Genomic DNA, 12,318 nt, shown 5'->3' with positions numbered 1-12,318 from the left:
CATTATCTAAATGCACCCTTACCGAGGTCTTTATTCTGACTCTAGATTGGGCGAGTTACTGGCGGAGAATGGGGGATTCGAACCCCCGAGGGCTTGCACCCAACACGCTTTCCAAGCGTGCGCCATAGGCCACTAGGCGAATTCTCCAGAACCCCGATTCTAGCTGTATTTTTTGCGGTCTGGAAATTGACTGATTCTGGGTTTAGAATTGAGAACGACTCCTCGTGTGGCGTCACCTTGGCTAAATCCCCCAGGATCGAAAGATAGCAAGGGTAACTGAGCTCTGATGGGTGCACGGGGGGTCCTTTTTATCGAAAGAATGCTGGCAGTGCCTTTTTTAGCTGCGTACCGCTTCAATCAGCCAAGGATTTTCAAGTAATGGATGAACTGTTTTTACGATTTGGGGACTTACCGCTTCACCCGCTCGCCGTGCACTTTGCCGTGGTGCTTTTGCCGCTTAGCGCGATTGTTTTTATAGTCACAGTTTGCTGGCCGAAGTTTAGAGACAAGTTTTTAGTCACTTCGATCGTGGGGCTAGGCGTTTCGGTCCCAGCTGTCTATGTATCTTCCCAATCCGGCAAGGCGTTCCAAGAGGTTGTTGGTAACCCTGGCGTTCACGCCCAGCTGGGCGATTCGATGATGGTGCTTTCGATAGGCATGTTTGCGGTGGCTTTTGCTTACTGGCTTGCCGTGAAGAAGAATTTAGCTAAGCCGATTGTCTACGTACTTAGTTTTATCGGCATCTCGGTTGCCATTGCTGTGATTGTAATGATTGTCCTTATTGGCCACTCGGGCGCTGCAGCTACTTGGTCCTCGGTACTCGGCTAGTAAATGCTTGCAAGGCTGTGGAATTGTCCTTGCTTGTCTGCTAGCTCGGTTAGGCTTGGCGCGTGACCACAGCCCTATATCGACGCTATCGACCAGAGAGTTTTGCCGAGCTAATTGGCCAGTCTCAGGTGACCGATCCGTTGCGCTCTGCTTTGAGGTCAGACCGGGTTAATCACGCTTATTTGTTCTCCGGCCCAAGGGGTTGCGGAAAGACAACAAGCGCCAGAATTTTGGCCAGGTGCCTAAATTGCAAAGAGGGTCCTACCGACACACCTTGCGGCAAGTGCGACAGCTGCATCGAGCTTTCGCGCGGCGGACCTGGTTCTCTGGACGTAGTTGAAATTGATGCGGCCAGCCACAACGGTGTTGATGATGCGCGAGATCTTCGAGAGCGGGCAATTTTTGCTCCGGCGCGGGACCGATACAAGATCTTCATTCTTGACGAGGCACACATGGTTACCCCGCAGGGCTTCAATGCCCTGCTAAAGATTGTTGAAGAGCCACCAGAGCACGTGAAGTTTATTTTTGCAACCACAGAGCCCGAGAAGGTTATAGGAACCATTCGCTCCAGAACCCACCACTACCCCTTTCGGTTAGTCCCTCCAGGGGAGCTCCTGGAGTACCTAGGGACTGTTTTGGATGCTGAAGGTTTCAGCGCTGAGGCAGGCGTGATGGCGCTTGTAGTCAGGGCTTCCGGCGGTAGTGTTCGAGATGCCTTGTCACTGCTTGACCAGCTGATTGCCGGCAGCGACACCAAAGAGGTTGCCTATCAGCGTGCAGTAAACCTATTGGGCTTCACTCACGACGAGCTTATGAGTGAGGTCATAGACGCCTTTGCTGAGATTGATGCTGCCAAGGCTTTTAGTGCAGTGGACAAGGTAATTCAGTCCGGCCAAGATGCAAGAAGGTTCCTTGAGGATTTACTCGAACGCCTCAGAGATCTAATGCTTGTCAGCTCTCTTGGAAACGACGCTAAGGCTATTTTGCGAGGTATTGGGCCCGAGCAGTTCGATATTCTTACGATTCAGGCCAACCGATTCGGTCTTTCCGATTTGACCGCAGCTGCGGAGGCCACCTCTAAGGCGCTCTCAGATACCAGTGCGGCCTCAAATCCGAGGCTGCAGCTTGAACTTCTTTGCGCGAGGGTGCTAGCACCGGTGAGCCAGCGATCCATCGCTGCAATTCATCAAGAGCCGGTTGCAACCCTTTCTGCACCCGCAGCTATGCCAGTAAAGACCCCGGTCACTGGTGCTAAGACCACAACTGCCGCACCCGCCACTCCCTTCGCGGAGGAAGCCAAGCCAGAGGCTGTAAAGCCAGCAACCCCAGTAGAAGAAAAAATCTCGGAGACCGAGGCAAGGTCTGTCATTACTGCTCCAAAGCAGCCGGTCGTGCTCTCACAGGACATCACCACCGCCACTGTCAAGTCTGCTTGGCCGATGATTCTAGAAACATTGGCTAAGCAGTCACGATCTGCTTGGGCTGTTGCCTTCACCACCAAGGTGATTGACTTCAAAGACGAAGTGCTAACCCTCTTGTTTCAGAGCCAGAACGATGTTGATGCGTTCAAGAGTTCCCAAGGTGCAGCCGAGGTGCTTCGCCAAGTTATTCGTGAGCAATTGGGAGTCGTTGTCAAATATCGGGCCAAGGTTGCTGAGGCGCCAGTAAAGCCGGAGACAAAAAACACTGTTGAACCGACGGCACCTGAAGAGTTCACGACGGAAGAAGAGCTAGAAGCACAAGACACGCCAGTCGAAGTGATTCAGGCTTCCGAACCAGAAGCTCAGCAAGCCGGAGAGTTTGTTCTGAGAGAAGTCCTTGGAGCCAAGCCGATAAAGGGTGAGCCTAACTAATGTATGACGGAGTGATTCAGGAACTAATTGATCAGCTTGGTCGGCTTCCCGGTGTGGGGCCCAAATCTGCCCAGCGAATTGCCTTCTACCTGATTGAAACCGACAGCGAAGTTGCTCTTGAGCTTGCGGACGTGCTCCGGGAGGCCAAGGAAAAAGTTCGTTTTTGTGCAACCTGCGGAAATGTTTCGGAGACCGAGCAGTGCTCTATTTGCTTAGACCCAAAGCGGGAACTGACTTCTATATGCGTAGTTGAGGATTCCAAGGACATCAATTCCATTGAACGAACAAGAGAGTTCAGGGGCAAATACCACGTCCTCGGAGGGGCAATCTCGCCAATTATTGGTATTGGCCCAGACCAGCTGAGAATCAAGGACTTACTAAAGCGCCTAAGTGACCCGGAAATTACAGAAGTTATCCTTGCGACCAATCCAAACCTCGAGGGTGAGGCAACCGCCACTTACTTGATTAGGCTCTTGGGATCAATGGAGATCACGGTCTCCAAACTCGCCTCTGGCTTGCCGGTTGGCGGCGATTTGGAATATGCGGATGACATGACTTTAGGTCGTGCCTTCGAGGGGCGCAAGAGAGTCAACTAGAATTGGCAAGTTGCCAATGAAGGCATAATTCCTCAATCCAGGAGCCCCAATTGGCAGTTATTGTGCAGAAATATGGAGGATCTTCCGTCCAAGACGCTGAGAAGATCAAGAATATTGCTGTGCGCGTTTTACAGACCCAAGCCCAGGGAAATCAGGTGTGCGTAGTGGTTTCTGCCATGGGGGACACTACCGATGACCTAATAGATCTTGCAAATTCGGTTTCGTCTTCGCCGGAAGGCGGACGTGAGATGGATGTTTTACTAACAGCAGGTGAGCGCATATCTATGTCGCTACTGGCAATGGCCATAAAGGAGCAGGGCGGTCAGGCCAAGTCCTTCACTGGTTATCAGGCTGGTATTTCAACTGATTCGGCTCACGGATCGGCCAGAATATGGAAACTAGAGCCAACTCGTATCGAAGAGTCTTTGGCAAAGGGTGAGGTTGCTATTGTTGCTGGCTTTCAGGGCTTCAGCTTCGAAAATGGTGACACCACAACTTTAGGTAGAGGCGGGTCGGACACCACTGCGGTGGCACTGGCTTTCGCGCTCAAGGCAGATGTTTGTGAGATCTATTCGGATGTGGATGGCATCTATACCGCCGACCCAAGAATTGTCCCCCGGGCTCACAAGCTTGCGCAGATTGATATCGAATCGATGCTGGAGCTTTCATCCTCCGGAGCTAAAATCCTTTACATCCGCGCTGTTGAATTTGCGCGTCGCCACAAGGTCCCCCTTCGTGTTCGGTCCTCGTTTAGTACTGACCCCGGAACCCTCGTTTACACAGCTAGTGCAGGAGATGACATGGAAGAGCCAATCGTTTCAGGTGTTGCAACTGATGACACTCAATCAAAGGTGACAGTTATTGGTCTGCCAGACCGACCGGGTAAGGCAGCAGAGGTGTTTCAAATTGTGTCCGAAGCCGGTGCGAACATCGACATGATCGTGCAGAACGTCTCGACCGATGAAGACAAGCTGAGCGACATTTCAATGACGCTTCCTCACTCAGACCGACACAAGGTGGTTCAGGCCCTCAAGGACCGTCAGGAAGAGGTCGGCTTCGAGAACATTACCTACGATGACGAAATCGGCAAACTTTCCGTCGTTGGGGCCGGAATGAAGACCTCATCCGGCGTTTCGGCAAAGCTTTTTGGAGCCTTAGCAAAAGCCGGGATCAACATCGAAATGATCTCCACATCCGAAATCAGAATCTCGGTTGTTACTCGCGCAGATCAGTTAAAAGAAGCCACCAGAATCGTGCACTCTGCCTTTGAGCTGGACGCCGCCGATACTGCAATCATTTACGCCGGAACCGGGAAGTAAGAATGTCTAAGCCAAATCTCGCCCTTGTTGGCGCAACCGGTGCGGTTGGCACCGTGATGGTCGAAATCATCAACTCACGAGAGAACATTTGGGGTGAAATAAGGCTTATTGCATCAGCGAGAAGTGCGGGCAAGCAGATTATTGTCCACGGCCAGCCGCTGACGGTTGTAGAGCTTACCGAAGATGCATTTGATGGCATAGACATCGCTTTGTTTGATGTTCCAGATGAGGTATCGGAAGTTTGGGCACCAATCGCTGCTGCCAAGGGTGTTGTTGCGGTTGATAACTCAGCGGCTTTCCGCATGAACCCTGAGGTTCCTTTGGTGGTTCCTGAAGTGAACCCTCACATGGCTAAATCACGCCCTATCGGGATCATTGCAAACCCAAACTGCACTACCTTGACCATGATGGCCGCTCTTGGCGCCCTGCATCACAAGTGGGAGCTTAGAGAGTTAGTCGTTGCTAGTTACCAGGCTGTGTCTGGAGCGGGTACTCCGGGCATTGACCGTCTGGCGAACGAGATCAAGGCTGCAGCCACGAACCGCGAAGCGGGACTCAGTTCCGACAGTGTTTCAAAGACCTTGGAGGCTCAGTCAGTGCACCAGGCCGATTCGCCCTGGCCACATCCGATTGCTTTGAACGTCATTCCTGCGGCCGGCGGCTTCAAAGAAGGTGGGCACACCTCCGAAGAGCTCAAGGTCAGAAATGAGTCACGCAAAATTCTTGGAATTCCTGGCCTCAAGGTTGCTGCAACCTGTGTTCGAGTCCCAGTCCAGGTTGGTCACTCCTTGGCCGTCCATGCGACTTTCGGATCTTCGGTTTCCGCCGACGAGGTTAGAGAGCTGCTTTCCAAGCAGCCAAGCATCGTTGTCATGGATGATCCAGAAAATAACCTTTACCCCACACCTCAGCATGTTGCCGGACAGGACCCGACCTTTGTTGGGCGCATCCGCCAGTCCGAAGATTTTCCAAACACAATCGATCTTTTTGTGGTGGGGGACAACCTTAGAAAAGGCGCTGCCTTAAACACTTACGAAATAGCGGAGCTAGTAGCGCAAGAGCTCGCTTAGTAAAAGCTAACTAAGGGTTATGAGCGTTGCACTCGGTGGGCAGAAGATTCTAAGAGGCGCATAGATAGAGCAGCCAATGCCGGCTGAAACATGCAGCATTGCCTGGTGGTTGTCATCTGACCAAGCCGATAATCCGCTTGCGTACTTCCTCGGCAAATCGCAATTAGTAATCAATGCCTTTTGTCCCGGCAAACACAACTGACCACCGTGAGTGTGGCCGGCAAACATAATTCCGACTCGCTGCTCCAAGAAGGCGTCTATAACCTCCAAATAGGGTGCGTGAGCCACTCCAATTGTGATGTCTACTTCTTTTAGCGATGCGGTTTGCTTTGGCAGTCCAGCAAAATCTTCAAGTCCTTCGTGGGCATCATTGAGCCCAAGGAAACCAATTTGGGTGCTATTGATTTCCAATTGACCTGCCTTGTTGTTGAGGTTTAGCCATCCGGAGCCAATGAGCTCATCTTCAAATCTTTTAGTATCGAGTCGAACTCCCGGTGTCGAGTTTGATGAGGGTCCGATGAAGTAACGAAGCGGATTTCTTGGCATCGGTGCTCGGTAGTCATTGCTTCCGTTGACAAAAACGCCCGGAAACTGCCTGAGTGGTTCCAGTGCCAATAGGGCCGGGTTGATGGCGTCCTTATGTCCCAGGTTGTCGCCGGTGTTGATTACTAAATCCGGTTCCAGTTCAGAAAGTCTGACTAGGAAGTCAGCCTTGGCGGCTTGTCCTGGAGCGAAGTGCAGGTCGGAAATGTGCAGAATACGTAAGCCCTTGCCAGCCGAGCTTGCAATCTCTATTTCATGAAGCTTAAAGGGACCTGAGTTTCCAGCTATCCACATGTGTTGGGCTGCACAATCACTGCGGATGCGACGATCACTGATTCGCCGGCGGCAGGAATGGTTGAATGAGCCGAACCTTCTGGAAGATTCGGATCACAAAGATTTAGCATCCAGTATTGACTTGGCTGAGGTGGGGTTGGGAAAAAGCCCATCACCTCAAGCGCGGTGTAAGCGTCCTCAAGGGCTAGGCCCGAAACGTCTGGCACTATGAGCTGACCACCAGCTGAAATAAAGACTTCGATTATAGATCCCCTAGGTATTGACTCTCCTGCGGCAGGGAGTGTGTAGGCAACGGTGCCCACCTGTTGAGCGGAGGGCACTGGGGTGTCGACGAATTTTATGTTCAGACCGCTGGTGATCAACTGAACCTTCGCGCTATCCATACCGAACCCGGTTATCTCCGGAACATTGAGCATCGTGGCATTTACATATCTAGGGTTTGCAGCTGGGAATGGAACTTCCTCGTAGTGCTTATTTACCTCGAGCATTACCTCTTTCCAGACGGCATGACGAATGGTTGAAACTGCTCTATTGTTTACAGACTTGCCAGTCTGGGGTGTCAGTCCAACTACGTTTCCAACCCAAGTCGCGGTCGCTACCTCCGAAGAGAAACCTGCCATCCAGGTGTGGATGCGGTTGTCTGTGGTACCGGTCTTGCCGGCCAAAGGTGTTCCATCATTGGTATTGGCAGCGGAACCGGTTCCTCCGGAGACAACGCCCTTCATGGCGTAAATCATCGCCGCTGAAACTTCTGGGGAAACCGACTGGTTGCACAAGCTCTTTGGAACGGCTAGCTCCTCGTTGGTCAACCTAACGAGCACTCTGTCAATGGCAATCGGCGAGCAGTAGACACCGGCATTTGCGATGCCAGCGTAGGCGGCAGCCATTGTCAGCGGTGCAATTTCGTTCGTTCCTAGAATTGCGGACGGGACATACAAGAGCTCATCGCCATCGGCCCTGTGGACACCAAAATCCTTGGCTGTGTCTCTTATGGCGCAAAGGTCCAGTTTGGATGCCATTGCCGCAAATGCGGTGTTTTGAGACGTCACAACCGCCTCTCGAACGCTTAGGTCATCGATGGTTTTGTCTCCGGAGTTATTTACCTCCCAGAGTCCAACAACACCACCACAACTAGCCCGGAAATCTTTTGAGACATCCCAAATCTTCACCTTGTCAGCTTTCCCGTCAAGGTCGACATCTTCACCAGTAAAAATTCGGCCATCAACGTGGTCACCGAGGGTGTAGCCACTCTTTAGCCACTCCGCCAAAGTAAAGACCTTGTAGGTCGAGCCGGGTTGGAAGCCCGAAGATCCGCCGTACGGCTTATCGCTATTGAAGTTCACGCTGGTGCCGCCCAGAACTGGGTTATCGCTCTGATCGAAGTAGCGGTTTTGCGCCATCGCCACGATTCGGCCAGTTCCAACCTCAACCGAAACCGATGCAGTGCCAAAGCCCCACTCGTTTTCAGGTGGAAGGTTTGTCATAACCGAATCCCAGGCTGCCTGCTGAATGTCTAAATCGATTGTGGTGAAGATTTCTAGCCCGCCGCGGCGAAGAAGCATTTCCCGGTCCTCCGGGGTAACTCCAAATTCCGGAGAATTTCTTATGGTCCATACGGTGTAGTCGCAGAAGAATGCCGAAACTTGATTCTCTCCACAGCCCTGCTTATTTATGGTGATTTTGGTCTGGATTGGTGATTCTTTGTAGGCGTCAGCCTGCTCTTGAGTTATGTAACCTTCGCTAGCCATGTTCTGGATGACGTAGTTTCTTCGGTTAAGGCCACGCTCGTGATTTTCGGCCTCGTCGGGCTTGTAGTCATTCGGAGACTTCAGCATGCCGGCCAAGTAGGCGGCTTGCGGAACGGTCAGGCGGCTTGCCGAGGTTCCAAAATAGTACTGGGAAGCCGTTTCAACACCGTTTATTTGATTGCCCAAGAACACCAAATTTAGGTAGCCGGCCAGGATTTCCTTTTTTGAGACCTCTTGCTCCAGAGCGATGGCGAGCCTAATTTCCCTAAGTTTTCTGGCAACGCTGACTTCGGTCGCGGCCTGAATGGCTCCAGCGTCATTCGAAATGCTCGCTGCTTCCACCATCGACTGACGGACATACTGCATTGTGATAGTGGAAGCACCGGGTCCATCGCCGAAAGTGGCAAGGTTTGTCAGCGTCGCACGGATCAGAGAAATGATGTCCACCCCGCCGTGCTCATAAAATCTAGGGTCCTCAGTCGCGATAACAGCGTTCACAAGGTTGTCGGACATGTTCTCGAATGGAACCTCGACGCGGTTTTCGTGGAAGAAGGTCGCAATTTGCTCCGGCTTTCCGTCTCGAAGCGCGTAGATCGATGATGACTGCGATGAGTTCACGGGCTTGATATAAGAAGGTATTCCTTCAAACATTCCTATCGAAGTGGTCGTAACCACTCCGGCCACCGCGACCGCCGGTGCTAGGAGCGCAACAGACAATAGGCCGGCGACAACGCTGAGTACGCCAAATTTTAGAAGGCTTACGAACGTAGAGGATTTAGAGCTGCCGGACATAGACTCTAGGATACTCGACATAGGCTGAAATGGAGCTGTGAAATGACCAAGTGGGAGTACATAACAACGCCGCTATTGATACACAAGGAAACTCAAATTCTGAACACCTGGGGTAACCAGGGCTGGGAACTGGTTCAGGTGACTACGGGTCCGCAGGGCGGCCTCATAGCATTCTTCAAAAAAGCTGTTGCTGAGTGAGCAAGGTCGAACAAAGGCTCACCGAACTGGGCTTTACTCTTCCCGAGGTGGCAGCCCCTGCCGGCTCGTATTTGCCAGCCATGATCTCAGGAAACCTAGTCTTCACGGCCGGCCAAATACCGCTCATTGAGGGCAAGCTCATGGCTACTGGAAAGCTTGGTGCGGAAATAACCGCTGAGCACGGAGCCGAAATTGCTCAGCGCTGCGCGCTAAATGCCCTTGCTGCTGTGAAGTCGGTTCTTGGGGATTTAGATCGAGTGAAGCAGGTAGTCAAGGTCGTTGGTTTTGTGTCATCAGTCCCAGAGTTCTCCAGTCAGCCGGCGGTCATCAATGGCGCCAGCGAGTTCTTGCAACAGGTTTTTGGAGACGCAGGCAAGCATGCTAGAAGTGCAGTTGGAGTTTCAGTGTTACCGCTTGATGCCCCAGTTGAAATCGAACTGATCGTGGAGTTTTCCTAGAGGGCTTTGCGCATCCAAACCGAGTCCTCGGTTTCGAAACCAAGATTTTCGTAAAGCTTTCTAGAATTGGGGTTTTGGGCTTCGGTTTCGAGAAACACGATCTTTGTTTCGTACTTTCCTAGTTCAGCTATGACCGCGGTGATGATTTTTGCGCCGATTCCCTGGTTACGGTGGGCCTCCAAGACAAGAACCTCATCTATTAGTGCTTCTCTGCCGCCAGATTCGATTCCCCAGCCCCAGCCGATGACCGCGTAACCAATCAACAAGTTGTCTAATTCGGCTACAAATAGCAGCCCCAGATCCTGATTATTTAGCATCGGTTGAAGTCCGGTCAGCAAGTGCTCACGACCGAAGTTAGTACCGGCCTCTTCAGAAAAGCCCGTCAAAAGCGACAGCAGTGCTTCTAAATCATCAGGAACTGCTTGCCTGATCATTTAGTCGTTGGCACCAGAGTCGAGCTTTCGGCCAATGATGTCCATGACTGAAGTGTCCGTAAGGGTACTTATGTCGCCAATTGGTCGATCTTCGGCAACGTCCCTGAGAAGCCTGCGCATAATCTTTCCGGAACGAGTTTTGGGCAGTTCGCTAACCACGAAGATTGACCTTGGCCGAGCAATCGGGCCTATCTGACTTGCAACGTGATCGCGCAGAATCTTTGAGGTGTCGGCTTCGCTACCGAGTTTGTCTAGTTCTTCTCGCATCAGAATCACAAACGCCACAATTGCCTGACCGGTGGTTTCATCGGACGCTCCCACCACTGCAGCTTCTGCCACATACGGGTGAGCCACCAGCGATGATTCAATCTCTGTCGTGCTGAGTCGGTGACCAGAGATGTTCATCACGTCGTCCACTCGGCCGAGCAGCCACAGGTCGCCATCAGCATCTAGTTTTGCGCCGTCACCCGCAAAATAAACTCCTGGAAACCTGGACCAATAAGTTTCTTTAAACCGTTCCGGGTCTCCCCAGATGCCTCGCAGCATTGAGGGCCAAGGCTCAGTGATTGCTAGGTAACCTGCGTGACCGGGACCAAGTTTTTCGCCGTCCTCACTGATCACCGCAATCTCGATTCCTGGAAGTGGCACTTGCGCACTACCGGGCTTGGTTTTGGTAATCCCAGGTAGCGGAGAAACCATGATCGCTCCAGTTTCGGTTTGCCACCAAGTGTCGACAATCGGCGCCTTTTCAGAGCCAATCGCCTTTCGATACCAAAGCCAAGCCGCTGGGTTTATTGGCTCACCCACTGAACCAAGGACCCTTATCGAACTCAGGTCGTAGTGGCTCACGACCGAGTCGCCTAGTTTCATAAAGCTTCTAATTGCGGTGGGTGCGGTGTAGAAAATGCTGACGTGGTACTTCTGGACAATATCCCACCAGCGACCCCAGTCCGGAGTATCTGGTGTGCCCTCGTAAATAACCTGCGTGGCACCATTGGCAAGAGGCCCGTAGACAACATAGGTGTGACCGGTTATCCAGCCGACATCGGCCGTGCACCAATAAACATCCTGGCCTTCGTGCAGATCAAAAACGTTTTTGTGAGTGAAGCTGGATTGAGTTAGATATCCACCGGTTGTGTGCAGAATCCCCTTGGGCGTTCCAGTTGTTCCGGAAGTGTACAGAATAAAGAGCGGGTGCTCGGCATTGAATCCCTTGGCAACGTGCTCATAGTCAACGCTTTGCATTTGCTCTTCCCACCAAACATCGCGGGCTGAATCCCAGTCGACGTCTTGGCCAGTTCGCTTGACCACGAGCACCTGTTCGACGCTCGGGCAGTTTCCATCTTTGAGGGCTTGGTCCACCGCCGGCTTCAGCGCGCTGGCTTTACCTTTTCGATAACCACCGTCGGCTGTGATGACGACCTTGGCCCCAGCATCTTGAATTCTGGACGCCAACGACTCGGCGCTAAAGCCACCGAAGACCACCGAGTGCACAGCGCCGATTCTGACGACTGCCTGCATGGCGATGATCGCTTCCGGAATCATGGGCATATAGATAGCCACTCGATCACCTGGCTCAACGCCCATTCTTATTAGGACGTTCGCTGCTTTTTTTACAGCCTTGAGCAAATCTAAGTAGGTATAAACCTGAGTGTCGCCCGGTTCTCCCTCAAAAAACAGCGCCACTCGCTTGCCCCAGCCGGCTTCAACGTGACGGTCAAGGCAGTTGTAGCTGACATTTAGCTCGCCGTCGGCAAACCATTTTGCAAACGGTGCGTTAGTAAAATCCAGGGTCTCAGTGAAAGGCTTGTGCCAGTGAAGCTCTCTGGCTTTATCAGCCCAGAACTCCAAGCGGTCTACCTTGGCCTGGTCGTAAATCCCAGGCTTAGCTATTGCAGCCTCAGCGAATTCTTTAGACGGCGCAAATGAGTCAGTATCGGTCAGCAGGGTCTCTATTTCGTGCTGTTCAGACAACTTTGCCCTCCAGGTGGTTTCTAGTTTTATACCTAATCTTATTATCGGTTTTCATTGATGTTTCGGCTATCACGCTAGCGCTTTTCGTCGTCGGTCATGTCGATACCTAACAACGCCAAATGTACCGACAGACAAAAAATGTCCATATTTTGCTCTTCGCACCAAAATGGGGGACAAATCTTCGTAATCTTCGATAGGGTTACAGAACTGA

Annotated in this window: 10 protein-coding genes, 1 tRNA gene, 1 other RNA gene and 1 pseudogene; 8 read left to right on the top strand and 5 right to left on the bottom strand. The window is 52.1% G+C overall.

What is annotated here, in order from left to right; genetic code table 11:
- Positions 1-59 precede the first annotated feature (59 nt).
- Positions 60-147, bottom strand: a tRNA-Ser gene (locus ABXT50_RS05700).
- 66 nt (positions 148-213) lie between these two features.
- On the opposite strand from ABXT50_RS05700, the gene ffs reads away from it, so the two are divergent.
- The 6 genes and pseudogenes from ffs (at position 214) to ABXT50_RS05670 (ending at position 5,666) form a co-directional block, all read left to right on the top strand.
- An RNA gene (gene ffs, locus ABXT50_RS05695) (signal recognition particle sRNA small type) lies at positions 214-310 on the top strand.
- Between the two features lie 68 nt (positions 311-378).
- Positions 379-828, top strand: a complete 450-nt coding sequence (locus ABXT50_RS05690; protein WP_415273911.1) for a DUF2231 domain-containing protein — start codon at positions 379-381, stop codon at positions 826-828.
- Between the two features lie 62 nt (positions 829-890).
- Positions 891-2,468: pseudogene (locus ABXT50_RS05685) on the top strand (DNA polymerase III subunit gamma and tau); the annotation flags it as partial.
- Positions 2,469-2,680: 212 nt separating this feature from the next.
- Entirely contained in the window at positions 2,681-3,277 is a 597-nt protein-coding gene (gene recR, locus ABXT50_RS05680; RefSeq protein ID WP_415273910.1) for a recombination mediator RecR, read from the top strand.
- A 50-nt stretch (positions 3,278-3,327) separates the two neighbouring features.
- Positions 3,328-4,596 carry an aspartate kinase gene (locus tag ABXT50_RS05675; protein ID WP_415273909.1) on the top strand — a complete coding sequence of 423 codons (1,269 nt, stop codon included), beginning with the start codon at positions 3,328-3,330 and terminating at the stop codon, positions 4,594-4,596.
- A 2-nt stretch (positions 4,597-4,598) separates the two neighbouring features.
- Entirely contained in the window at positions 4,599-5,666 is a 1,068-nt protein-coding gene (locus ABXT50_RS05670) for an aspartate-semialdehyde dehydrogenase (protein WP_415273908.1), read from the top strand.
- A gap of 6 nt (positions 5,667-5,672) precedes the next feature.
- Here ABXT50_RS05670 and ABXT50_RS05665 read toward each other — a convergent pair whose 3' ends face one another.
- Together ABXT50_RS05665 and ABXT50_RS05660 are read right to left on the bottom strand one after the other, a co-directional pair.
- Positions 5,673-6,503, bottom strand: a complete 831-nt coding sequence (locus ABXT50_RS05665) for a metallophosphoesterase (RefSeq protein ID WP_415273907.1) — start codon at positions 6,501-6,503, stop codon at positions 5,673-5,675.
- On the bottom strand, positions 6,494-9,043 hold the full coding sequence (locus ABXT50_RS05660) for a transglycosylase domain-containing protein (RefSeq protein WP_415273906.1): 2,550 nt from the start codon (positions 9,041-9,043) through the stop codon (positions 6,494-6,496). The genes ABXT50_RS05665 and ABXT50_RS05660 overlap by 10 nt, the downstream gene beginning before the upstream one ends.
- A gap of 42 nt (positions 9,044-9,085) precedes the next feature.
- On the opposite strand from ABXT50_RS05660, the gene ABXT50_RS05655 reads away from it, so the two are divergent.
- Complete coding sequence (locus tag ABXT50_RS05655; protein ID WP_415273905.1) at positions 9,086-9,241, top strand: hypothetical protein; 156 nt, start codon at positions 9,086-9,088, stop codon at positions 9,239-9,241.
- Positions 9,238-9,699 (top strand): RidA family protein, encoded by a 462-nt coding sequence (locus tag ABXT50_RS05650; RefSeq protein ID WP_415273904.1) that lies wholly within the window; start codon positions 9,238-9,240, stop codon positions 9,697-9,699. Before ABXT50_RS05655 ends, ABXT50_RS05650 begins: the two co-directional genes overlap by 4 nt.
- Here the strand turns inward: ABXT50_RS05650 and ABXT50_RS05645 are convergent.
- Positions 9,696-10,133, bottom strand: coding sequence for a GNAT family N-acetyltransferase (locus ABXT50_RS05645; RefSeq protein ID WP_415273903.1), 438 nt, complete (start codon positions 10,131-10,133; stop codon positions 9,696-9,698). The two genes, ABXT50_RS05650 and ABXT50_RS05645, sit on opposite strands and share 4 nt — an antisense overlap.
- Positions 10,134-12,107: an acetate--CoA ligase gene (gene acs, locus ABXT50_RS05640; protein ID WP_415273902.1), complete on the bottom strand. Its 1,974-nt coding sequence runs from the start codon at positions 12,105-12,107 to the stop codon at positions 10,134-10,136. It abuts the gene before it with no gap.
- Positions 12,108-12,318 lie beyond the last annotated feature (211 nt).

It is taken from the genome of Aquiluna sp. Uisw_065, from assembly GCF_047731275.1.
In the GTDB taxonomy this organism is placed as follows: Bacteria; Actinomycetota; Actinomycetes; order Actinomycetales; family Microbacteriaceae; genus Aquiluna.
The sequence above is the reverse complement of the archived record's forward strand: the minus strand, read 5'-3'. Positions and strand labels throughout refer to the sequence as shown.